Source organism: Rossellomorea aquimaris, assembly GCF_008180865.1.
GTDB lineage: Bacteria > Bacillota > Bacilli > Bacillales > Bacillaceae_B > Rossellomorea > Rossellomorea yichunensis.
Window position 1 is genome coordinate 395,054 of the sequence record NZ_VTEX01000001.1, and the last position, 24,662, is coordinate 419,715.

At 40.8% G+C, this 24,662-nt stretch carries 22 protein-coding genes; 19 read left to right on the forward strand and 3 right to left on the reverse strand.

All coding sequences use genetic code 11. The annotated features are described in order from the left end of the window. Positions 1-135 precede the first annotated feature (135 nt). The 5 genes from FZC88_RS02030 to FZC88_RS02050 all read left to right on the forward strand — a co-directional run bounded on the left by FZC88_RS02030 (position 136) and on the right by FZC88_RS02050 (position 4,744). Positions 136-354: a hypothetical protein gene (locus tag FZC88_RS02030; RefSeq protein ID WP_148993478.1), complete on the forward strand. Its 219-nt coding sequence runs from the start codon at positions 136-138 to the stop codon at positions 352-354. 134 nt (positions 355-488) lie between these two features. After that, positions 489-1,256, forward strand: a complete 768-nt coding sequence (gene fadH / locus FZC88_RS02035; protein WP_148993479.1) for a 2,4-dienoyl-CoA reductase — start codon at positions 489-491, stop codon at positions 1,254-1,256. 151 nt (positions 1,257-1,407) lie between these two features. Continuing rightward, on the forward strand, positions 1,408-2,631 hold the full coding sequence (locus FZC88_RS02040; protein WP_148993480.1) for an EAL domain-containing protein: 1,224 nt from the start codon (positions 1,408-1,410) through the stop codon (positions 2,629-2,631). 1,162 nt (positions 2,632-3,793) lie between these two features. Continuing rightward, positions 3,794-4,033 carry a hypothetical protein gene (locus FZC88_RS02045; protein WP_262371617.1) on the forward strand — a complete coding sequence of 80 codons (240 nt, stop codon included), beginning with the start codon at positions 3,794-3,796 and terminating at the stop codon, positions 4,031-4,033. 210 nt (positions 4,034-4,243) lie between these two features. After that, positions 4,244-4,744 carry a DUF3993 domain-containing protein gene (locus FZC88_RS02050; RefSeq protein ID WP_187443485.1) on the forward strand — a complete coding sequence of 167 codons (501 nt, stop codon included), beginning with the start codon at positions 4,244-4,246 and terminating at the stop codon, positions 4,742-4,744. Positions 4,745-4,806: 62 nt separating this feature from the next. Here FZC88_RS02050 and FZC88_RS02055 read toward each other — a convergent pair whose 3' ends face one another. Both FZC88_RS02055 and FZC88_RS02060 read right to left on the reverse strand, forming a co-directional pair. Further along, positions 4,807-5,040 (reverse strand): glutaredoxin domain-containing protein, encoded by a 234-nt coding sequence (locus FZC88_RS02055; protein WP_148993482.1) that lies wholly within the window; start codon positions 5,038-5,040, stop codon positions 4,807-4,809. Beyond that, a complete protein-coding gene (locus FZC88_RS02060) occupies positions 5,037-5,993 on the reverse strand; it encodes an MBL fold metallo-hydrolase (RefSeq protein ID WP_148993483.1) in 957 nt (318 codons plus the stop codon). The genes FZC88_RS02055 and FZC88_RS02060 overlap by 4 nt, the downstream gene beginning before the upstream one ends. Positions 5,994-6,146: 153 nt before the next feature. On the opposite strand from FZC88_RS02060, the gene FZC88_RS02065 reads away from it, so the two are divergent. The 3 genes from FZC88_RS02065 (at position 6,147) to FZC88_RS02075 (ending at position 8,581) form a co-directional block, all read left to right on the forward strand. Next, positions 6,147-6,392 carry a YkuJ family protein gene (locus tag FZC88_RS02065; protein ID WP_034756109.1) on the forward strand — a complete coding sequence of 82 codons (246 nt, stop codon included), beginning with the start codon at positions 6,147-6,149 and terminating at the stop codon, positions 6,390-6,392. A gap of 156 nt (positions 6,393-6,548) precedes the next feature. Then, entirely contained in the window at positions 6,549-6,989 is a 441-nt protein-coding gene (cbpB, locus tag FZC88_RS02070) for a cyclic-di-AMP-binding protein CbpB (RefSeq protein ID WP_148968573.1), read from the forward strand. A gap of 98 nt (positions 6,990-7,087) precedes the next feature. Continuing rightward, the gene (locus FZC88_RS02075) at positions 7,088-8,581 is read left to right on the forward strand and encodes an MDR family MFS transporter (protein WP_148993484.1); all 1,494 of its coding nucleotides are present in this window, start codon (positions 7,088-7,090) and stop codon (positions 8,579-8,581) included. Here the strand turns inward: FZC88_RS02075 and FZC88_RS02080 are convergent. Next, positions 8,570-9,295, reverse strand: coding sequence for a sulfite exporter TauE/SafE family protein (locus tag FZC88_RS02080; RefSeq protein WP_148993485.1), 726 nt, complete (start codon positions 9,293-9,295; stop codon positions 8,570-8,572). The genes FZC88_RS02075 and FZC88_RS02080 overlap by 12 nt on opposite strands. 110 nt (positions 9,296-9,405) lie before the next feature. Between FZC88_RS02080 and FZC88_RS02085 the strand changes: the two genes are divergently transcribed. From FZC88_RS02085 to FZC88_RS02135, 11 genes are all read left to right on the forward strand, one after another. After that, on the forward strand, positions 9,406-10,284 hold the full coding sequence (locus tag FZC88_RS02085) for a LysR family transcriptional regulator (protein WP_148993486.1): 879 nt from the start codon (positions 9,406-9,408) through the stop codon (positions 10,282-10,284). A 94-nt stretch (positions 10,285-10,378) separates the two neighbouring features. Next, complete coding sequence (gene dapD, locus FZC88_RS02090; protein WP_148993487.1) at positions 10,379-11,089, forward strand: 2,3,4,5-tetrahydropyridine-2,6-dicarboxylate N-acetyltransferase; 711 nt, start codon at positions 10,379-10,381, stop codon at positions 11,087-11,089. A 113-nt stretch (positions 11,090-11,202) separates the two neighbouring features. Next, positions 11,203-12,321 (forward strand): N-acetyldiaminopimelate deacetylase, encoded by a 1,119-nt coding sequence (locus FZC88_RS02095; RefSeq protein WP_148993488.1) that lies wholly within the window; start codon positions 11,203-11,205, stop codon positions 12,319-12,321. Positions 12,322-12,546: 225 nt separating this feature from the next. After that, positions 12,547-14,949, forward strand: a complete 2,403-nt coding sequence (locus FZC88_RS02100; protein WP_148993489.1) for a hypothetical protein — start codon at positions 12,547-12,549, stop codon at positions 14,947-14,949. Continuing rightward, entirely contained in the window at positions 14,946-15,881 is a 936-nt protein-coding gene (locus FZC88_RS02105; protein WP_148993490.1) for an ABC transporter ATP-binding protein, read from the forward strand. The genes FZC88_RS02100 and FZC88_RS02105 overlap by 4 nt, the downstream gene beginning before the upstream one ends. Then, positions 15,878-16,723 carry an ABC transporter permease gene (locus FZC88_RS02110; protein ID WP_148968581.1) on the forward strand — a complete coding sequence of 282 codons (846 nt, stop codon included), beginning with the start codon at positions 15,878-15,880 and terminating at the stop codon, positions 16,721-16,723. Before FZC88_RS02105 ends, FZC88_RS02110 begins: the two co-directional genes overlap by 4 nt. A gap of 11 nt (positions 16,724-16,734) precedes the next feature. Continuing rightward, entirely contained in the window at positions 16,735-18,228 is a 1,494-nt protein-coding gene (locus tag FZC88_RS02115) for a hypothetical protein (RefSeq protein WP_148993491.1), read from the forward strand. Next, positions 18,225-19,226, forward strand: coding sequence for an AAA family ATPase (locus FZC88_RS02120; protein ID WP_148993492.1), 1,002 nt, complete (start codon positions 18,225-18,227; stop codon positions 19,224-19,226). Before FZC88_RS02115 ends, FZC88_RS02120 begins: the two co-directional genes overlap by 4 nt. Beyond that, complete coding sequence (locus FZC88_RS02125; protein ID WP_148993493.1) at positions 19,223-20,104, forward strand: DUF58 domain-containing protein; 882 nt, start codon at positions 19,223-19,225, stop codon at positions 20,102-20,104. The genes FZC88_RS02120 and FZC88_RS02125 overlap by 4 nt, the downstream gene beginning before the upstream one ends. A 9-nt stretch (positions 20,105-20,113) precedes the next feature. After that, complete coding sequence (locus FZC88_RS02130) at positions 20,114-21,874, forward strand: vWA domain-containing protein (RefSeq protein WP_187443486.1); 1,761 nt, start codon at positions 20,114-20,116, stop codon at positions 21,872-21,874. Beyond that, entirely contained in the window at positions 21,858-24,629 is a 2,772-nt protein-coding gene (locus FZC88_RS02135) for a VWA domain-containing protein (protein WP_148993495.1), read from the forward strand. Before FZC88_RS02130 ends, FZC88_RS02135 begins: the two co-directional genes overlap by 17 nt. Positions 24,630-24,662: the final 33 nt, after the last annotated feature.

Sequence of the window (24,662 nt, forward strand, 5' to 3'; positions counted from 1 at the left end):
GCGATGAAATGTTTGACAGAGTAGTTCCTATGACTTATTTTAAAGTGAGGAGAGTAAAAGATTCATAGACAGGCATATAAGGGTTGAAATCCATGTGAATCAAAGTTCCGAATGCTTTATAAAGGAGAGGGATTTATGAAAAAGACAAAGCGTATGGAAATCCTATTTCTCCCTACCGATAGAGGAACGATTAAAGCATATATCTATGGCTTTAAATCTCCTCGGTCTTTAGGTCAGGTAGTCGTTTCATATAATAATGTTTCTGTTGAAGCAAAAGGATATAAGAGAAATAAGACCATTATTAAAGCGCTGACACAATTACACGATACCATTATTAATAATCCGGAAAGCTGATTTTAAGACTGATTTTTAAGAAGAAGGTATTTTCTTAAAAATCAGTCTTTTTTTATATTTAAAATGGTAGCAATGCATCACTATGTGATAAAATTATGAGTGAACATTCATTCATGAATAAGGGGGAGATACATATGGGAGAACAACAAGTTGTAATTGTAACAGGCGGATCGAATGGTATGGGGAAATATATGGCGAAGCACTTTGTAGAGTCTGGCGCAAGCGTCGTAGTAACAGGGAGAAATGAAGAAAGACTACAATCGGTGAAAGATGAGTTTTCAGCTCTTGATGGAAAGATTGAAGTCTTTCAAATGGATGTCAGGGAACAGGAACACGTAAAGGCCATGGTTGAATTTACGGCTGAGAAGTTCGGCAAAATCGATGTACTCATAAACAATGCGGCAGGGAATTTTATTTGTCCGGCGGAAAAACTCACGCCTAATGGCTGGAAATCTGTTATTGATATCGTTCTAAATGGAACGTTCCTGTGCTCACATACTGTAGGGAATTATTGGATTGAGAACAATCAAAAGGGGTCAATCATTAATATGGTTGCCACGTACGCTTGGAATGCAGGTGCAGGTGTGGCTCATTCTGCCGCTGCCAAAGCAGGAGTCTTATCGTTAACCCGCACACTTGCCGTCGAATGGGGCCATAAATACGGTATTCGTACAAATGCAATCGCACCTGGACCAATTGAAAGAACCGGTGGGGCCGAGAAGCTTTGGATATCTGATGAGGCAGCGAAAAGAACGATTGATAGTGTCCCGCTAAAACGTTTAGGAACTCCGGAAGAGATTGCGGACCTTGCTTACTTTATTGCGTCAGACAAAGCAGCGTATATAAACGGAGAGTGCATCACAATGGACGGGGGCCAATGGCTGAATCAATTTCCGTTCTAAGATAAGATAAAATAGGAACGAAATATATATGGCTTTCCCGCATATGTCCAAATGGCAGTGCAGGGAAAGCTTTTTGTTTATGTCTTTTCGATTCCACTGTATAGTTGTGTTATAATTATGCAAAAAAAAGAGTAATGGTGGGGGAGTGCCCATGGACGCATTAGAAGTGTTAACCAATATAGAAAAAGTGATTCCGTACTTTCAACCAATTTTCAGTGCGGATGAACATAAAATCATCGGTTACGAAGTATTAGGTAGAATGGAAGTCGATGAAGGGGTCATTGAGAGTCTCGGACCGTTCTTTGGAGATGAAGAGATACCGGATGAATATAAAATAGATGTGGATGAACGAGTAACCAGACTGGCTCTAAGTAAGTTTTTAAGTGAAAAGCAAGAGGGATATATCTTTTTAAACCGTGATGCAAGGCTTTTGATGCTTGACCACGGGGAATCCTTTCTGGAATTACTTCAAGACTACGAAAAAAAGGGTTTGGATTTGAACCGGACGGTAATTGAGCTGTCTGAAAAAACGTTCGTCGGGGACTTCGATCAGCTTGTTCATTTGCTTCTGTATTACAAAACATATGGAATTAAGATCGCGATTGATAACGTGGGCGGAAACAGCGGTCAGTTGGATCGGCTATCTCAATTCTCACCTGATATATTGAAGGTGGATTTATACCAACTGAGAAATGATGCGGGGAATAAAGTCTATAAAGATATATTATACAGTTTGTCAATGCTTGCGAGAAAGATTGGTGCTTCCCTCTTGTTTGAGAATATTGAAATCAACTTTCAACTGCAGTTTGCCTGGTTGAACGGGGGCCGATATTATCAAGGGTATTACCTGCAGCACCCGTCAGACTCATTTTTGAAGCCGGATATCCTCAAAGAAAAATTGAAGGAAAAATGTCAGGACTATATTCGATATGAGAAGAAGCATCTTGAAGCAGGGTATGAATTCGCAGACGTCCTACATAAAGAAATCAGTCAAAAGCTGCTGATGATAAAAAAACAAAGTACTGAGTTCGATGACATACTCTTTGAGTTGGGGAAGTATTTTACCGACAAATGCTTCCGTTTATACATTTGTGATGAGAATGGCTTCCAAGTGACTAGTAACGTAGTGAAAACAGATCAAAAGTGGCAGATTGAACCAAGGTACAAAGGAAAGAACTGGAGCTGGCGCCCGTATTTTCTGGAAAATATCATTCGAATGAGAATCAACAAGAAAGGATTATTATCGGACATATACAGCGATATTGATTCAGGAGAATCCATCCGTACCTATTCATTTCCATTTGGCAATGGATTATATTTATTTATGGATCTTTCGTATGAATTTTTATTTGAGGAGGATGGTTTGATCTTTTAATTAGGCTTTTCGAAAAGATTTTTTATAATCATATGCTCTTCTTGGGCTCTGTCAATTAGTGTATGCTGGATGGTGAGGTGAACTGCTCCGCTTTCCGCGGACGTTCGGCCGAGCCTCCTCAGCTTCGATTCCGGGGTCTCGGCACGCCCGTACTTCCGCAGGAGTCTACACAGTTCCCCTCACCATCTTTAAGAAATTTTTAGTGACAGAGCTAAAAGGTGTCTATAATCAATCTAGCTATAGCTAGAACACAGAGTATTGATTTTTCCTCAAAAGGAAATCAACATCTCCTCATCATAAAATTTTGTTATTATTTTATTCCTTATAAAAAAATATAATTAGGTCGCATCTCTTATTACTATGATCTTGGTTTGGATACATCTGGGTGTAGATTTAGGATGCGATTCCCATTTATCCAATGGAGTCTCCACTAAAACCGTGGCTAACTGTTTAATTTAAAGCTTTATAATTGTAATTTAGAATAGGGCAATCAATCTTTGGTGGGAAATAACAATAAACATTCACTAAAAACAGATTTTTGAGCTCCTTTGTAGATAGTTGAACAAACGCTCAACATATCTACAATAGGAATTTTTTGTGCTTGTCTATACGTCAATAGGCTTTCAGAATATAGAAGCACAGAGTGGATTGTAGCGGAAGGCACTTGACTCCTGCGGGAGATAGAGGAAAGGTCGAGACCCCGCAGAAGCCCGAGGAGGCTCGACTTCCTCCCCGGGGAATCTTGTGCCTGGAGCGGAAAGGAACGGTTTCTGTTTTCACCCTACCACTCCTGATGGATTAACTTTTTGGGGAAGTGTGTAAAGGCTACCAAAGCCCTTCTGTTTTTCTTGATGTCCAGCTGCAGGGCTTAGAGGCTCGAGGTCATAAGCCAAAGCTGACAAAAAGGCAAAATGCGCCTTTCTGTCAGCTTCGTCTTATGCTTGTCGCCTCTGGTCAAAGCCCTTCCGCTTTTCTTGATGTCCAGCTATAGGGCTTAGAGGCTCGAGGTCATAAGCCAAATCTGACAAAAAGGCAAAATACGCCTTTCTGTCAGCTTCGTCATATGCTTGTCGCCTCTGGCAAAGCCCTTCCGCTTTTCTTGTATAGCGTTTTCCTATTGGGACAAATTATTCTTAAGGACATTTTGTAAGGAGGGGCTATGATGAGTATATATATGATCGTGCTTTCCCTGATTGTCATAGGGATAGCAGGTTATTCGTTGGTGTATACCTTTAAACTGGCTGGGCAGGAAAAGCGGCTGAAGGGTGAATATGATACAGATATACCGGATGTTGTGAAGGAGCATCCTTATATTCGGAATCCAATTTTCTTGTCTATCTTAATTGCCACCATTCTCATTACATTGTTTATAATATATTGGTCCATTCGCTATTTATCATAATCAAAAGGGTGCCGCATGAATCATGCGGCACCCTTTTTGGTTAAATGTACCATTGATTTTCGTGTTTGACTGTCAATAATAGGGGGAATTTTACAACCAAACCAAAATATATGTCAGTCCTTGTTAGGATTTAACGAACAAATGATAACCAATCGACAATTTTCCATTGCTACAATAATTTCAACTAGTTTTTTAAGGGAGGGAAAGCAAATGGAAATGAAAAAATTATGGCTATTATTACTTATTGTAGGGCTCGTTACAGCGGCATGTGGGCAAGTCAGTCAAACACAGGCATCAGAATTTACTGAAGATAACGCATTAACTCTTGTGGAAGATGCCTTTCGTACCCAAGTATCATTAAGTGAAAAACCACAAACGAAGAAACAGATTAATGACAAGCTGTCACAGTATTTCACAAAGGACCTAGCAGTAAGCTTTATAAAGGAAAATGTTTATGAAGTTGAAGGCGGTTATATCACATTTGGATCGGACTTCGCACCACACTATATTCCATTTTTTAAGTATGATGAGTCGACTAACGTAAAATACATAGATGGAAAGTGGTACGTGTGGGAAGAACGTAAAAATGAGGAAGAAGGTCCTGTTTCCCAGGTTTCAGGTATAGAAGCTGTCGTATTAAGTGAAGAAGAAGGTACGTGGAAGGTTTCATCCATTACCTACGAGTTACCAGAAAAAATTCAATCCCAATAATACAAGAAAAGTTGGCCGGGAAAAGTGAATCGGCCAACTTTTTTTGGTGGAAAGCCTAAAGTTTATTTGTTTAATGCTGAGGTTAGGGCTTCTAGATTGAATCCTGAAATCACTTCAGAGTCCACGATGATTGTCGGAGTGGAATAAGACTTCAGCTCTTTTACCAAATAATCTCTTGCTTGTTCATCTTCTTTGATATTGATTTCTTTAAATTCAACATTGTGTTCTTTCAAATACATTTTGACCACTTCACAGGGTGGGCATTCTGGTTGAGTGTATAATGTGACTTTTTTCATGATGATTTTTCTCCTTTGCTTTGCCTTACGAAATAATCTACGATTCCCATTGCTGATACGTTCGTATCCAGAGTTACTAATTTGAAAATCGGGTTATCTGAATCAACGCCCTTTTGCACCATTGTACTCTTTGTGAGTTCAAAGAGTACAGCAAATATCGCTTTTACGTTCTCTTCCCCTGTTCTTTTGGAAGAGAAATGTTCCATACTTTTTTCCATGAAAAGATCAAGCCATCTTTCTACTTCCCCTAATGCAAATGATACTTCTTCAGTGACACCGTAGTGCCCAAAATACAAGCGATCGAGCTGCAGGCCCTTATACATGCGTAAGGAATCCTTCATGTTTTCAGGGCTAAATTGGTTGGGGGAAGTAGAAGGGATATAGAAGTGCTTTGACCCCACCGTATACTGGATGCCGCATGTGTCCCCGGTGAACATCCCATTTGACACTGAATCAAAGATACTTAAATGGTGATTTGCATGACCAGGGGTGTGGTAAAACGTTAATGTACAGTTTTCGCTCAGTTTCAGTTTTTCTTCATGCTCCATCACAATCATCCGGTCTTCCGGAATTGGCACTATCGGGTGGAAAAGATCATCGAATTTCTCTCCATATACCGCTCTTGCTCCTCGGATCAAGCGTGCAGGGTCTGAAAGGTGACGACGTCCTTTCGGGTGTACGATGACCTTTGCATTTGGGCATTCCTTCAGGAAAAGACCTGCACCTCCTGCATGATCCAGGTGTATATGAGTTAAAATTATGTATTGAATATCTTCAAGATTAATGTTTAACTTAGAGAGACCTTTTTTTAGATGAGGTATAGAAGGACTGGCAGATGTTTCGACAATGGTAAGGGACTCTTCGTTTATAATATAACTTCCTGTACGTTCCTTTAGTGATAAATCCATTAGATCAACTAACGATATTCGGGAATCTATACGATAAATACTCATCGGATCCATCCTTTCGGGGAGAATATATTTCTACCCTTTCATTATAAAGGAATTTATGTAGAAAAAGGACAAAACATTAGATTTCACAGGATAGAATCTGGTACAATGCAAAAGCTATGACCAAGAATTAGAACAGGAAAGGAGAGACCGATTATGTCTCAGCTTCTTGGAATTATACAAAGATTAAAATCATTACAAGAACAAGGTGAACAAGGGGAAACTCAACAACGATTTTTCGAATACAATGGAAAGAAAATTTGTGAGGTAAAGTACTTACCAAAACAAGATACATTCGAAATTGAAGTCATGAATGAAAAAGGAAACAGTTTTCCTTTTGATAACATAGACATTACAGCGATTGAAATTTTTGAACTTCTACAAGAAGCTCAACAAGATTAATGTACTAAAAAGGTAACCATTCGGTTATCTTTTTTAGTCTTCAAACCAAACGTCAAAACATACATTTTTCTTCCAATATGTTAATATAAATAGTGTCTGATTCTTTTGTTTATAGATCGGTCGCAAATTCTTACTTTTAAAAATGAGGGGTTATACATGATTTCATTGAGTAGCAAGGAGTTATTAGAAACGAATATTAAAGATTTCATTATTCCTTCTGAGAAGGTGGCTCATGTTCAAGTGGGGAATTCCTTGGAACATGCGTTACTATTACTCACTAAGAGTGGTTACTCAGCCATCCCTGTGCTTGATCCGACATTTCGTTTTCAGGGCTTAATCAGTTCCAGTTTAATCACAGATTCCATTCTTGGTCTTGAACGCTTTGAGTTTGAACAACTTGAAGCAAAGAAGGTAGAGGAAGTCATGACAACTGAATTTCCCAGCGTCTCCTTAGAAACAGATTTTAAGAAAGCACTTGAGCTTTTAGTGGATCATCCATTCTTGTGTGTGGTTTCTGATGATGGGTACTTTGAAGGGATCATGACAAGGAGAGTTGTGTTAAAGCAACTTCAACGACAACTGTTTAAAAGGGACTAAACCCTTCATGACGGTTACATAACGGTAAGATCATATAGGATGGCATAATTGTCATCCTCTTTATTTTGTTTATTGATGACGATACAAAGGAGAACAAGATGAGCAGTTTAGGATTGGGTTCAATAAAAAGGACAAAAAAACCGCTTGTATTGATAGCTGTGATGCTGGCTATGTTCATGGGGGCCATTGAAGCAACGATCGTCTCTACCGCCATGCCTGCCATCGTGGGTGATCTTGGTGGCTTCTCTCTGTATAGTTGGGTGTTTTCAGCTTATCTATTAATGAATGCCATTACCGTTCTTATCTACGGTAAACTATCTGATTTATTTGGCAGGAAACCGGTTATCTCAATCGGGATCATGATTTTTCTCATTGGGTCCGCTTTATGCGGATTTGCCCAATCAATGGAGCAATTGATTCTATTCCGATTCATCCAGGGACTTGGTGCGGGAGCGGTATTGCCTATGGCCACTACGATTGTGGGAGATATTTATTCAAAGGAAGAACGTGCCAAAATACAAGGGTATTTATCAAGTGTTTGGGGGATTTCTGCCATTAGCGGACCTCTCGTTGGGGGATTGTTGGTTGAATATGCGAGTTGGAGGTACGTGTTTTGGGTCAATATTCCACTCGGCTTATTATCGATTGTCGTCCTGTGGCTGTACTTACACGAGAACATTGAAAAGAAAAAACCGGTTATCGACTATGGTGGTGCGTTTCTATTAGTTGTAACCCTCTCATCTTTAATGTATCTACTGGTCGAGGGAGGTGTACACCTCCCTTGGGGGTCCTGGCAGGCGATATTTCTGATCACCCTTTTCATCTTGGGGTTTGTTGTGTTTATTTATCACGAACGACGAACGGCACAACCGATGATGCCTTTTGATCTATGGAAGGTACGTTCCATTTTGGTCGCCAATATCGTTTCACTAACAACAGGCGTTATGTTAATCGGCATCTCAAGCTTCCTCCCTGCTTTTGTACAAGGTGTCATGGAGAGGAGTGCAACTGTGGCCGGTTTTACATTGACGGCCATGTCTGTTGGCTGGCCGATTTCGGCTACAATCGCGGGACGCTTATTATTAAAGATCGGATACTTTAAAACATCCTTGATGGGGGGAATATCCCTTATAGCAGGTGGAACTATCTTTGTCTTGATGGATCCATCATACGGTCCATTATGGCCGGCAATTGGATCATTCTTTGTAGGGGTAGGGATGGGGCTGAGCTCTACATCCTTTATCGTTTCCATTCAGTCTACTGTCGAGTGGCAGGTCAGAGGGATTGCGACTGCCACCAATATGTTCATGAGGAATTTAGGTACGACAATAGGAGCTGCGCTATTGGGAGGAATTTTAAACAGCCGCCTGCAGAGATACTTAGAAGAAAGCGGTAATGATTATTCCATCAATGATGTGAATATGCTCTTGAATCAACAAGAGAGGGAGCAATTGTCTTCCGGTATGCTCGAGCTGTTACAAAATTCACTTACAGGTTCATTGCAATCTGTTTATCTAGTCGTTTTACTTTTCGCTCTGTTTAGCTTTATCGGCATTTTATTTCTACCCAGAGACCAATTGCTAAAAAAATAGATTTTTCCCCAGCTGTAATATAAGAATGAGAGTAAGCACGTTTAATAAAATTTGTACATGTTTCGTAGAAAGTTTGGCTGCTACCCTTACTGCCACTTGAGCCCCGATTAGTGCACCAAGTGCAAAAGGGATGGCAGCTCCCCATTCTACGTGGCCGTTATGGAAATAGACGGTGAATGCTCCTAAGCAGCTTACAAAAGTCTGAAATCTGGTGAGAGCTACCGATTTTAAAAATGAAAGCCCGTGTAACAGATGAGTGTACATGAGCATGGTTGCCTGCCCTGGCCCGAACAATCCGTCATACGTGCTGATTAAGTACAAAAATCCATAAACCCGAAATTGCTTCGGGTTCACATTCCTGGGCTTGAATCCTTTTATGATACTTAGAAAAAGGGCGAATAACAGAAAGAAGAAGGCCATCCATTCGAGCAAAGATGGAGATATTTTATCCGAGAAAAATGCCCCGGTCAACCCGCCAAGAAGAGCAATAGGAAGAATAGGTAAACATTCTTTCCATGTAACCTTTCGATCTTTTATTAAATGAATAAAGCTTGAAAAAGAACTCATAATATTTGAAAATTTGGCCGTGGCGATGGCTGTATGAATGGGTAAACCAAGTAAAAGCATCACGGGCATACCAATCAATCCCCCGCTTCCTGCCAGAGTTCCAATGAGTGCTACCACCAAGCCGGTGAAAAAGAGAATCACTTCCATTTTCAGGCACCTCCCAATGTTTCTACTATCAGTCTATTCCATTCTTGATAATAATGAAATTTTATATTAATTAAGATATAATATAAGAAAAACTTATGAAGGTGAAAATGATGGCGTTCTCAGAATATCAATTACTGCACGTACTGGCTCAGGAAATGAACATGCGTAAAGCAGCAGAACGGCTATTTGTATCACAGCCGGCACTGTCACAAAGACTCCAGACGATTGAAAAGGAATGGGGGACCAGATTATTTCTTCGCTCTCAAAAAGGTCTGGCCCTAACTCCTGCAGGAGAGCTTGTGGTGAAGTTGGCTGAAGAAATGCTGCTGAAGGAAGAAAGTGTGAAGGAAAGAATTCAAGCATTGGAGTTCGAGGTTCATGGAACCTTGAAGATTGCATGTGCCTCGATTGTAGGTCAGAATTGGCTTCCTAAAGTACTTAAAAGGTTTGTGGAAACCTATCCTCATGCCAAAATCTCATTAATGACAGGATGGAGCAGTGAAATTCTTAAAGCGATTTATGAAAATGAAGTACATATCGGGATTATTCGTGGCACTCCCGATTGGAAGGGCCCCAAACACCATCTCTTTCAAGATACACTGTATTTAGTCGATAGAGAAATTCAATCGATTGAAGAAGTCATGAAAACTGATCGACCGTTTATCCAATTTAAAAGTGACTCGAATTATTATCAGGAAATTCAGGACTGGTGGCATCGGCAATTCCAGACAACACCGAAGCGAACCATTGTAGTAGATCAAATTGAAACATGTAAGCAGATGACATTAAACGGAATCGGCTACGCCATTTTACCTGCAATCACATTAGACGGGATGGAAGAAGACATTTATAAAATCCCTTTAATTGATGAACATGATTCCCTTATACACAGGGACACTTGGTTACTGGGGTATGAGTCCGCCTTTCAATTAAGACAAGTAGAAGCATTTGTTGAAGTTGTAAACGAATTCATTCATGAAAACTCATAGTTTTGACGTTTAGGGTTGTCTTACATCCTTTAATTTGATAAAGTAATTCAAGAAACAAATTCTGAATTTATACATAATTACGGAGGGTATTCTTATGAAAATGATGGACGCAAACGAAATTATTTCTTTTATTCAAAATAGTACCAAGTCAACCCCTGTGAAGGTTTATGTGAAAGGTGACATAGAGGGAATCGACTTTGGTTCATCTTCCCAAACCTTCCTTCAAGGAAATTCCGGTGTCGTATTCGGAGAGTGGAGCGAGCTTTCTACTATTCTTGAAGAAAATAAAGATAAAATCGAAGACTACGTATTAGAAAATGATCGCCGTAATTCTGCGATTCCTCTTCTTGACTTAAAAGGGGTTAAAGCGCGTATTGAGCCAGGCGCCATCATTCGAGATCAAGTGGAAATCGGTGACAATGCGGTCATTATGATGGGTGCAATGATCAATATCGGTTCTGTAGTAGGTGCAGGAACGATGATCGATATGAATGTTGTACTTGGTGGACGTGCTACAGTAGGGAAGAATTGTCATATTGGAGCGGGTGCGGTGCTTGCCGGGGTAATTGAGCCGCCATCTGCAAAACCCGTCGTCATCGAAGACGATGTAGTCATTGGCGCCAATGCCGTTGTCCTTGAAGGTGTAACAGTCGGAAAAGGATCTGTCGTTGCAGCTGGAGCGATTGTCGTGGATGATGTAGCTCCATACACGGTTGTGGCAGGTACACCCGCAAAGAAATTGAAAGACATTGATGAAAAGACAAAATCTAAGACTGAAATAAAACAAGAATTACGTCAACTGTAATCATTTCAACAATAGCATGATCAAGGAGAGAACGGACGGTGGCGTCTGTTCTTTTCTTGTAAGCTCTCATTTTCGCTACCTATCCATCTATTATTCATGTAAGGAGGATACTCATGTCTACTTTAGACTTTAAGTCGATCAGGAGAGATCTCCATCAAATTCCTGAACTTGGGTTTCAAGAGTTTAAAACACAGCAATATCTATTAAATTATGTTTCAAGCCTGCCTGCTGACCGATTAGAGATTAAGACCTGGAGAACAGGGCTCTTCATTAAGGTTCATGGCACAAATCCTACAAGAATGATTGGCTACCGCGGGGACATTGATGGCCTGCCGATCTCGGAAGAAACAGGATTGGATTTTCCTTCATCACATGAAGGAAGGATGCATGCCTGCGGCCATGACTTTCATATGTCGATTGAACTGGGGGTTTTAACTCATTTCGTTCACCACCCTATAGAAGATGATCTTCTGTTCATATTTCAACCCGCAGAGGAGGGACCAGGTGGAGCGAAGCCAATGCTTGAAAGTGAAATCATGAAAGAATGGACGCCGGATTGTATATTCGCACTTCACATTGCACCAGAATATGAAGTGGGGACGGTGGCTGTTAAAGAGGGTCTGCTTTTTGCCAATACGTCTGAGTTATTTATTGATTTTAAAGGGAAAGGCGGCCATGCTGCCTATCCTCATCACACCAAGGATATGATCGTCGTGGCCTCTTCCTTTGTCACACAAATCCAGTCGATCGTTTCAAGGAATGTCGACCCATTAGACAGTGCGGTCATCACCGTCGGAAAAATGGAAAGTGGGACGGTGCAAAATATCATCGCTGAAACAGCCAGATTGGAAGGTACCATCCGTACCCTTTCAGCCGGGTCGATGGAAAGTGTAAAAAAACGGCTGGAAGCGTTAATCGATGGTATGAAAATCAGTTATGATTGTGATATTCAGGTGGATTATGGCAGCATGTATCGCCAGGTCTATAATGATCCGGAGTGGACAAATCATTTCATTTCTTTCCTCCAAAAAACGAATCGGAACCTCGTAATCTGTAAAGAAGCTATGACGGGTGAAGACTTTGGTTATATGCTTGAGGAAATACCAGGCTTTATGTTTTGGCTTGGTGTGAATTCTCAATATGGACTGCATCATTCTAAATTAAACCCTGATGAAGAAGCGATAGACTTTGCCATCTCCCTTCTCACAGATTATATTGGCGAATTAAAATAATGAGTATGAATCACGGAACGTTATCTACGGATATCGTTCCGTGATTTTTTTTGTCAATACAAGAAAAATTAACATAAATTTCTAAAATGGTCTTGCTAAGAGTTAAGAATAGTGTAAAATTACACTTAAGGTAGATGGAGAATGAGGAAAAAGATAAAAATAATAGAAACTTTTCCCATGATGATTTCGTCTATCTTGTAGAGAGAAAGAAAGAGGGGAATGCATGTGAAAAGATGGACGAAAGCAATATTTGTGATGACATTAGGGTTCTTGATATTTCTTTTCATGGAAGATATAACACTCGCACAAGCGCAAATTAAAATTTCAGTGGAAGAAGGAATCGATGGAAAAGTGAAGGAGGGAAGAGGTTTCCCCCTTAAAGTAACCGTCGAAAATACAGGTTCTGATTTCAAGGGAGATCTATTGTTTGACTATGCTCCTTCCTATCAGACTGGAGGGGCAAGAGCGTTATCCATAGATGTGCCAGCAAATTCAAAACGTACATACACATTATCCATTCCAGGATTCAATGATGAAATCAGGCATAATTCCAATCAGGAAACCATTCATTTGTTCCAAGGATCTTGGGAAAAAGGAAAAGAAATAAAATTTAAAGGCGATAAACGATTAACTCCTAATTTCATCTATAGCAATTATACAGCCATCGGTTTATTGAGTGAAAATCCTGACCGTTTGAAGGGAATTAAAGGGGCTAACATGGGAGGGAATCAGGTAGAGGCGTTAACGCTCACAAAGGAAAATATTCCTGAAGAGAAGAGCGGATTTCAAATGCTTGATTATCTTATCATTGACCAATTCAATATTTCAGAACTTAGCCAGGATCAACAAAGCGCGTTAAAAAGCTGGGTTGAGACAGGTGGTGTTTTATTTATAGGAGGGGCTCCTCATTTAAAGGATACTCTAGGATCTGCAGCTGATATGGCTCCTCTTACGTTCGGGGAAGAATCGACACTCTCCGACACTTCCACCTTTAATGTGAAGAAGAATATAGAGGCTTCCTTTAACTCATTAGCAATCTATAAAGGGACTGTTAAACCAGAATCGGATGTTCTGGTTGAGCAAGACGGGATCCCATTGGTCGTGAAAAGTTCCGAAGGCTTAGGAGAAGTGTGGCAGACGGCATTCTCATTGGGTGACCCTGTATTAAATGCATGGGAAAGCTATGACGAATGGTTTGCAAATGTCCTTTCTAAAACAGAGCCATACTTTTTACTTGGCCAGTCCAACGGAGATCAAAGTTTCCTGGAGAGGATTTATTATGAAGTAGCTGACAGCAATGAGCTCTTTCCGACTACCAATTTTAAAGTAAGTACTCTAGTCATCATTCTCATCATTTATTTGATTGTCCTTGTACCTCTGCTGTATTTCTTATTAAGAAAAGTGGATAAGCGTGAACAAGCATGGTGGATCATTCCTGCCATCTCTGTCCTCGTTTCCTCAGGCATCTTTATCACCGGAGCTAAAGATAGAATCTCGAAGCCACATTTGAATCAAATGAGTGTCTTAAAAGTCGAGGAAGATAAGAGCGTACACGGAATTTCAGCATTTAGCGCGTTATCAAACTCCGGGGGAGACTATGGTTTTGTTTCAGATAAGCATAATTTAGAAATCACACCTGCAATAGTAAGGAATAGTGCGGGGGGAGTGAATCAGTATAAGTTTGCAGTTGAAGAGATGACGAAGGATAATCGATTCATTACCTTTCGGGATGTAGAATACTGGTCCACGAGGACATTACTCGGTACCAGCGAAAAGGAAGAAGTAGGAAGGTTTATACCGGAATTAGTGTTAGAGGATCAGACCTTATCCGGTACAATTCAAAATGATTTTCCATATGATTTTACAGATGTATATATTTGGTCAGGGTCCAGAATGTATCGTCTGGGAGATATGAAAGCCGGGGATATCCTCGAAGTTGATAAAAAGCTTTCAACGAATTATTTATCTTCTCCTATTGGTGTGACCCCGAATATGTCAGGGCTATTACCGAATCAGCAAAATATTAAGCAGCAAAAGAAAGAACGGTTGGAAAACTTCGCATCCCAAATGATTTCTGCGGATAATGACAATAACTCCCCGGTCATTTTTGGATATACAAATGCGGAGATATTCCATATGAAGATTAAGAACAAAGAATCCAAGTCTGAAAATTTCTCATTACTCTATCAACATTTTCCTTCACTTGGAAATTATAAGGGTGCTATTACACTTAGGAATGAACAGCTTGATTTGGATGTATTGCCTGTTAACGGACAGGTGATTGAGCATTACTCACATAATGGTGCAGATGAGATGGGACTCGAAGATGGGACATATGAGCTATCCATCCACCTCCCTAATCAAATTGAATTATCGAAGGTTACGCTTCATTCTTTAAATATGACTCTTCACACAGGAGGAGTGCTTCAGTTTTCTCTGGTCAATCCCAAAACAGATGAACGCATGGTGCTTTCTGAATCTTCAACGAACTCAATCGAAGTAAAAGAAAAATTGAATAACTATATAAATGACAATGGGGAAATCGTTTTCGAGTTTGAAAAACGATCTCAAGGCGATCCGTTTGTTCGTCTCCCTGATATTGTGTTGAAAGGAGAGGTCCGACCATGATCGAGATTCAGAACTTATCTAAACGCTATGGGTCGTTCCCGGCCCTTGATAATCTGAGCTTATCCATTGAAAAGGGAACCGTATTTGGCTTTGTTGGTCAAAATGGAGCAGGGAAATCTACGACATTTTCCATTTTGGCTACTCTCTTAGCTCCTACTGAAGGAACGGCTACAGTGAACGGATTCAATATCAGTAAAGATCCCAAATTGGTCAGAAGGCAAATCGGCTATATGCCTGACTTCTTTGGAGTGTATGATCAATTAAAAGCTGACGAGTATCTGGACTTTTATGGTGCAAGCTATAAAATTCCTGCAGAGCAAAGAAAGAAACTCATTCCCCAATTGTTGGAACTGGTGAATCTATCTCATAAAAAAGATTCCTATGTTGACCTTTTATCCAGGGGGATGAAACAGCGTCTTTGTTTAGCAAGGTGCCTCATCCACGATCCGGAAGTGCTGATACTCGATGAACCGGCATCAGGGCTTGATCCGAGGGCCAGGATCGAAATGAGGGAAATTCTTAAAGAATTAAAGAAAATGGGGAAAACGATTTTAATTTCCTCCCATATCCTTCCGGAGCTTGCGGAAATGTGTGATGAGATTGGCGTGATTGATAATGGGAAACTCGTAGCTCATGGTTCTGTTCAGGATATTCAATTTCAACTGCAGGCCGATAAACTGATTGTCGTGAAGGTAAGGGGAATGGTGGAGAGTGCGGTTGCATTCTTTGAAGACGACCCCTTTGTTTCAAAGGTTGAGGTGGATGAGGAGAATAGAACGTTTCAATTCCTTTATAAAGGAGAAGAAACGGAGCAAATAGAGCTTTTGAAAAAAGCTGTTTTAAACGACATCCAGATCGTGAGTTTCAAAGAGACTGAAACGAATTTAGAAGATGTCTTTATGGAGATCACGAAAGGAGTGACACTTACATGAAGCAGTTACTCATCAACCCTATGTTAAATAAAGAATTTAAACTTCGCTTTCGTTCGTTTAAAGCATTTATCGGGATGCTATGCTACTTGATTGCCGTAGGAATTGTCGTGATCGGTTTCATCTATATGCAAACGCGATTTTCAAATACTGGTTATTTTCGTCCCGAAGAAAGCCGTGTGATGTTTATGATTCTCTCATTCTTACAGCTTGCTCTCGTATTATTTATTACACCCGGGTTAACAGGCGGTGTCATCAGTGGAGAAAGAGAGAAACAAACTTTAAGCATGTTGTTGACGACGGAGCAAAGCTCAATGAGTATAATCCTGAGTAAACTGGTATCGTCCGTTTCTTATTTGTTATTACTCGTTGTATCAAGTTTGCCTCTATACAGCTTTGTTTTCTTGTTCGGGGGAGTTTCCCCAACGGATTTACTTTTTGTGTTCGGATACAGTTTGTTTCTGGTTTTTGCATTTGGTTCCGTCGGAGTTTTATATTCAACGATTATTCGAAAGACAATCGTGTCCATGGTCACAACCTATGCAACGGTTCTGTTTCTTGCAGGGGGAACGTTATTCCTCTTCATGCTTTCAATGGCAATCGGGAACGGTCCTTACCAGAATCAGACCAATCCTGCACCGTATCTAATCGCCATGTTTAATCCGGGGATCGTCATGATGGGGCATTTTGAACCAATGGCGATTGAAGAAATATACACCCGCAGCGGGATTACGTTTCCTTTATGGATTTCATTCCTGATCATTTACACTGTTCTTGCAGTGATTTCCCTGTCCCTCAGTATCATGAAGCTACGACCAAGCATGAAGGTGAAGAGCGCTAAATAAAGGGTGAGAAGATGGAACATACTCAACAATTTCTTCAATTGCTTCAGGATATAAGGAAAAGGCTCTGGATCAATCAATTATGGTATTACATTCAGCTCCTGCTTGTTTGTGCAGGAGTCTTTGTTCTAGGCATCGTTTCGATAGCAGCGTTAGTTGTAATCCCGTATTGGGAAAGAATCCTATGGGGAGGTTGCGCCTCTACTTTCATTGGTGTTGCGATTTTGTTTTATAGAAGAAGGGCCTCCTTGAAGGATAGTGCCTTAGCTTATGATAGGTTCGTGGACGACAATCGTGTAACTGCCGCTTATAGTAGCCTTCACAGTGGCCATGCCCTATCCTCCTTGGTTGTGAATGATGCATTGAATAAGATGAAAAGCGCTCATCCGGAAGTATTGAAATATAGAAAGAAAAGAATTAAGCCTTCATTCCTGATATCAAGCGGAATTCTTATGCTTTTATCCTTCCTGATTGTCACACAATGGAATACCTCATTTCAGGAAGCGAATCGGATTGAGAAAGAAAAAGAGATCATTGCGGAGTCAAATAAAAGAATAGCAGAACAGGCGAAAAAGAAAGAGAATGCTTCTATTAAAGAAAAACTGTTGAAAAAAAATGAAGAGCTCGAGAATGTAAAGGAAGCGGCCAAACGATATGATGAAATACTCAAAAAAGTGAAAGAGCTCGAATTTCAGAAGAAATCAATAGAAAAACAGAATGAAAAGCTGCAGGAAGTGAAGAAAAAGATAGCAGATATAAATGTAGAGAATGTAAACAAAGCGCTTCAAGAAAAAAATAGCGATAAACTCCAGCGAGCTTTTAATCAGATGACAAAAGCACAAAGAGATCAGCTATTAATGGCTTTGAAATCACAGGATATTGACTCCTTGGAAGAATTATCAGAATTGATGAAAGAGTCGGATAGCGCAGAAGAACAATTAGATCAACTTGCTAAACTTCAAGATGAACTTCAAAATGAAGCCGATCTCTTAAAGAATGCAATCGGAAAGAGTGATACAACAGGTTCAGATCCATTGGCGCAGAATTCCGGTAAAGCGCCATCTAACCAGGCAAACAGTAAGTCACTGGGGAATCAGGCTCCTTCATCATCTGCAAATGGAAATCATCCAGGCAACAGTGCTGCAAATTCATCTGGCCAGGGAGGGAATGGAAACGGTGCAGGAAATGGAAACGTTTCCTCCCCTCTAGCAGGAAACGGAGCCGGCAACGGGCAAGGATCCAGAGAGATGCTTTCTGTCCCGGAAGAAATCGAAGGGCAGAACCATATTGAACGGGATACAGGCAAATTAGGCGAGGGTGAACAGGGAGAGCGGTTTGAAAGCAATGGACCGGTACAAAAGGGAACCCTTCGTCCATATGAAGAAGTGTATCAGGATTACTATTCTTCTTACCGGAAGTCGTCAGATCGATCCACGATCCCTAAAGATTTAGAGAATATCGTGCAATCTTATTTCAGTGAAATTGATCCAGGGGAGTTGGCAGAGTGAACTTAGAGGATAAAGAACATCAATTTAAAAATGCATCTTTGAAGATAAAAGAAGTGAAGCAAGAGATTCAGCGCTTTATCGTAGGGCAGGAGGAAATTGTAGAGGGGGTGATTTGGTCCATCCTTGCGGGAGGTCATACTCTCTTGGAAGGTTTACCCGGATTAGGGAAAACGATGTTGGTGCGTACCCTGGCGGATGTTATGGACCTTAGCTTTTCACGAATTCAATTTACCCCGGATCTAATGCCTACAGACATCACTGGAACAATGGTCATGAAACAAAGCCGGGACGATCAACATCCATTTGTTTTCCATCAAGGTCCTTTGTTTCATCACTTAGTGTTAGCGGATGAAATCAACCGTTCGACCCCCAAGACGCAAAGTGCCCTTCTTGAGGCAATGGCAGAGAATACAGTCACGGTGGTAGGCGAAACGATGACATTGGAGAAGCCCTTCTTTGTCTTGGCCACTCAGAATCCTATTGATCTTGAAGGAACGTATCCTTTACCTGAAGCCCAAGTGGATCGGTTCATGTGTAAAATCTTGGTTTCCTATCCTACTAAATCAGAGTTGAAACAAATTATCCAGCGTACAACAGGAACCGAAGACATCGTTCTTGAGAAAAGGCTGAATCAAGCTGAACTATTAAGCATACAGGACCTGGTGAAAGAAATCATAGTCACGGATGAAATGATTGACTTTGCCATTGACCTTATTGATGCAACACACCCTAAAAGTGAAAGAACAACGGAAAGAATCAAACAATATGTTGAATTTGGGAGTGGACCAAGGGGGCTTCAAAATGTCATTCTTATGTCCAAAGCCAGAGCGTTGACACAAGGAAGGTACCATGTTTCCATTGGAGATCTGAAAAAGGTGGCTCCTCTCGTATTGCGGCACCGTATGATCCTGAATTTTGAAGGAGAAGCCATGAATGTTGGAACGGATGAGCTCATCCTTGAAATGATCGATTTCGTTCAAAAAGGTGAAAGTCGGTGAAAACGCTTTGGCACAGCCAGTTTCTAGCTCAATTGAAAAGGCACAGGATCACGGGTAAACAATTAAAGAGCGGTCATCATAAAGGTTCCCGTCTCGCAATCCATCATGGGAGTTCCCTGGAATTTTCTGATTATCAAATGTATGAACTTGGGGATGATGTAAGGCAAATCGACTGGAATGTGTATGCCAGAACGGAAAAGGTATATATCAAAAGGTATCTGGATGAAAGAGAAATAAAGGTTCATATTTACCTAGATTGCTCGAACTCCATGTTAATAGAAAATAGAAAGTGGAAGAGAGCGAAAGAATTAGCTGGAGCACTGTCATTTTTAGCTCTTTCAAATGATGATCGGATTTCATTGCATTGCATGGGAGTTCATCACCAAAAGTGCTTTATGAAAAAAGGGGCACGGGACGCAAAAGCGATTCTGCATGACATTCAAGAGCTGTCCTTAGACCGTACAGGGGAAGATGGAATCTCCTTTTTTGAGCAAGTAGGAAAAGGGGTACGAAAAAAAAGCTCCGTATCCTTTATTCTTTCTGATGGACTCGAATCGCTCTCATTGATAGAGGAAGCACTCAGAAAACTTTCTATTAGAAGAGAAATGGTTTATTTTATCCAACTCCTCGATGAAGAAGAGCTAACGCCATCCTATCAAGGTGATGTCAAATTATTAGATAGTGAAAAACGCAAGGAAACGAATGTATCAATAAGTCCGAGGATGGTGGAGCTCTATCAGGAGCGATTACTTAATCACAACAAAGAGATTGAAGCATTATGCAATAAATGGGGGTTTGGTTATACACAAACAAGTTGCCTGCCGCCATTAAACGAAATATTCTTTAAGGATTTGAAAGAAAATGGATGGATCCGCTGAGGTGATATGATGGGAATAGGGAATCCAATCTTTTTTTTATTTTCTTTTTTTATAGCCGCCGTTATTTTAATGTATTTCTTTCGAAAACAATACAGAGATCAAGTAGTTCCTTCTAATTTACTATGGGAAGAGGTAATGAAGGAATGGCAAGCTTCTCCATGGTTTCATAGATTACAGAAAAATCTCTTACTCCTTTTACAAGTACTGATCCTTCTCTTCTTAATGATCGCCATGGTAAAGCCTTACACATTTAACGAAATGGCCAAAAAAGATCATCTAGTCATTTTACTGGACACCTCTGCCTCAATGAACGCAGTGGTGAACAATCGATCTCACTTTGAAGAAGCAAAGGAAGACATTCAATCATTGGTTGAAGGAACTGATGGAAAAGTAACCTTATTGGGAGTGGGGAAATCTGTAACCACCATTGTCTCGGAAGAAACAAACGACCGGGTTGTTCTCAATGGTTTAAAGAATCTACCATTATCTAATGACAACGAAGATATGGAAAAAGCGATTCACCTTGGAGAGGCATTGGCAATCGGGTCGGAATCAATCATACATATCTTCTCAGACTCAATGGAAAAAGATGATTTTACAGAAGAACATACAAGTCCTATTCAGGTACATAATCTTTTGACTAATCCTGTAAATGTTTCTCTTACAAGTTTCGGAGTTGAACGGTTAGGATCTTCTTATCAAGGAGTCGCTGTGATCGAAAATCAAATTGAGGTATCACGAAAGGGTCACCTCACCATTTACGATGAAAAGAATGAGATCTCTTCAGTGGAACTGACATTGGATCCAGGAGAGGAAACCGTTGTTCCATTATCTGACCTTTCCCATAGCCCAATCTATAAGGCGGTAATCGATTTTAATGATGATTACATGGAAGATAACAGCCTTTCAAGTATTCAGGCTGCTTCAAAACCAGCCATTCATGTCATAGGGGAAATTAACCCTTTCTTATTAAAAGGGTTTCAATCCATCGGAGTCGACGTGAAAACCATTGAAGAGGATCAAATGGAGCCTGGGGATGAAATCATATTGACCTCAAAGGAGAAGTGGCAGCAATTATCTGTCGGCAGCCCTGCCATGATCGTTCCGGCACGATTAAAAGAATCTACTCCGTTGACACATGGGATTAAAGCAACGAATGAAGATCCCCTATTAAAACATGTTGACCTGGAAAAAGTGTATGTGGATAAAGTGAGTTCCATCCAAATAAAGAATCTCCAATCAGTTGCCACAGGTGATTCCATTCCTCTCATCCAGAAGGGAGAAGTGAATGGTCAGAAGCTTGTCCTGTTAAATTTGCACCTCAACGAATCAGATTTCCCATTACATCCCGGATTTCCGATCTTTCTTTATAATTCTTATCAATTTTTATCAGAGAATCACGGGTTTTTGGGATATTATCAACCGGGTGAAGAAAGGACATTACCTCTTTCGGGAGATAAATGGGATATATACTCGACTGAAGGTGAGTTTGTAAAAGAATGGAATGGGGAGGGAGTGTTCAAGGCACCTGAATTCCCTGGTGTATATCAGGCTATACGAGATGGTGACATGAAATATTTCAGTGTCGTACTTGATGATCGGGAAAAGCAATTATCAGAAGGGTCTTCCTTTTCCCTTGAACCCACTAAAGGAATGAAAAACGAGGAATCAAAGAGCATTCCCCAAGCCCTTACTGAGTGGTTTCTAATCTTGGCAATCCTTTTATTATTTATCGAATGGGAGGTGTACAGACGTGGGAATCGAATTTAAAGAAATTCTTTGGTTATGGTTGATGATTCCCCTTGGATTTGTACTCTTCCTATTTGCCAAACGGGGATTGAAGAGGAAGGAAGAAAAGCTCGTCTTCATATTACGGGGATGCGGGATGGGTCTCTTGATCATTGCCCTTGCTAACCCGCTTATTTTGCTGCCGGATAAAGGGCGGTCGGTACTCATTCTAGCTGACCGTTCTGCATCTGTGTCGGAACAAGAGAATCACATCCTGAATCTGATCAATCAAGCATCCCGAACCAAGGTGGAACATGATGGATACGGAATCGTAGCCTTTGGAGAAAGCTCGGAAATTGAACGGTCAATTTCACCGGAAAGAAATGACATCGATCAGTTTGCAGGAGAGATCAACGAGGGAGAAACGAACCTCGAAGAAGGACTGGAATATGCATCGAATCTCCTTACCCGTGGAGGAAGAATTGTTGCCATCACAGATGGTAAGGAAACGATTGGGGCTGGGGGAAATGTCATACCACTACTAAAGGGTAAAGGGATCGAAGTGGATTGGATTCCACTTTCACCGGATACGCAAGAAGACGTGGCAGTAACAAATGTTACGTCGCCCTCCATTCAATATGAAGGAGAAGAAACAGTCATAACCGTTAACGCGTACAGCACAACTAAAAAAGAGATAGAGATGCGCATATCCTTAAATGATCGGTCAATCATTAAGGAAATTGTACAAGTGCAAGAAGGAAACAATGAATTTCAGTTCAAGCATGTCGTAGGTGAATCGGGTTTATTGGTGTATAAGGCAGAGGCGTTTACTGAAGGGGATGGAAGCAAAGAAAATAATACCCTATACAATCTTGCCCGTTCAGAAGGTCCAGCCAAAGTACTCCTGGTGGAAAGCCCTTCTGGAGAAAGTCCATTAACCCCATTACTGAAGTCAGCAGGGTTTAGCGTTGATTCATACAAACCTGAGCAGTTACCTGGAAAGCTGACTTCCTATCTGGAATATCAGACGATTCTCTTTGATAATGTATCTGCTACAAGCATTCCTGAGAAAAAAATGCTCCTTATGGAGAAAAGCGTGAAAGAATTTGGACGAGGATTTATTATGTTTGGCGGAAGCGAAAGTTTTGCTCTTGGAGGATATTTTAAAACGCCTATCGAAAAATTACTGCCCGTCGATATGGATGTGAAAGGCAAAAAAGAGCTTCCGTCTCTTGGTCTAATCATTGTGCTCGACCGCTCAGGCAGTATGAATGGTCAGAAGATTGCCCTTGCAAAAGAAGCTGCTGCGAGAACCGTCTCTTTACTTAGAGATAAAGATACGCTGGGAGTCATTGCATTTGACGATCGACCATGGGAAATCGTGGAGACGAAACCACTTTCTGATCGCAAAAAAGTAGAAGAGCAAATACGCTCCATTTCACCTGGTGGCGGAACAGAAATCTTGTCCTCCTTACAACAAGCATATAAGAGTTTAGAAGATTTGCCTTTAAAAAGAAAACATATCATTCTTTTAACGGATGGACAATCTGCGACGTCAGGCAGTTACCAGTCACTTGTTGAGGATGGTCACGATAAACAAATCACGTTATCCACCGTCTCAATCGGTGAAGGAGCAGATCGAGGTCTATTAAATGATTTGTCACAATGGGGAAAAGGTCGATTTTATGATGTTGTCGACGCCAGTGTGATACCGAGTATCTTAACAAGGGAGACAGTCATTACTACAAGGACCTATATTGAAGACAATCCATTTTATCCAGCGATTTCTTCGTCTAACTGGGAAACGTTATTTACAGAAGGCATTCCGCAAATGAATGCCTATATTGCCACTAGTCCAAAAGGCACTTCTCAAGTTGAGATGAAGAGTGAAAAGAATGATCCTATTTTGGCAACCTGGAGATATGGTCTGGGGAGGACATTTGCATTTACGACTGATACAACTGGAAAATGGACAGGGGATTTCGTCAGGTGGAAAGGATGGCCAACGTTCGTCAATCAGCTTGTTACACGTTCGTTTCCTGATATTCGATCCAACCCGTACACCATCGATGTGGAAGACGATCGGGGACATACTCAGTTAAAGCTTTCATCATCTGCGGGAGATGTCTCGCAACTTGAGGTAACGGCACTTGATGAAAGTGGAAAAGAGATTCCTGCAACGACGAGAATCAAGTCTCCGGGAGACTATGAAGTCGAATTTGAGAGCAGGTTATCACCTGGACTATATCATATGAATATCTCCAAGGCAGGTGAAGAGAGTGGAAGCTCATACCAAACAGGCTTTTCGGTTCCATATTCGAAAGAATACACCTACAAGGGGGGAACCCGAACACTGGAAGAGATAGTAGAAGCAACGGGAGGGAAGAGATATTCGTCCCCTAAAGAAGTCTTTCGAGAGTTCAACAACAAATCATCCAGAGAGCAATCAATCCGTTCACTCCTTATTAGTATGGGCTTTCTACTATTCTTTAGTGAAATTGCAATAAGAAGGTTTGGATTAGGTCCTATAATGGGAGTTTTTAATAAGCTTAAAAGGAAGATACCCGTTTCCGTTCCTAAAGAACAACCAACTTTTGAACAACTTGGCAGCAAAGTGAAACAGAACCGCGAGTGGAATGAGTGGGAGAAACCTACAAGCAGCAAGCAGACTATGCCTAAAGTTTCTGAGAAAAAGGGGCCGACAAACAAATCCAAGGTTAAACAGGATCCTCAAGAAGCTAAGGATGATGATCGCCTTCAGCGTCTACTGAATGCCAAAAGGAGAAAAGACAAATAAAAAGAGAAGGCCGGTGCCTTCTCTTTTCACTTT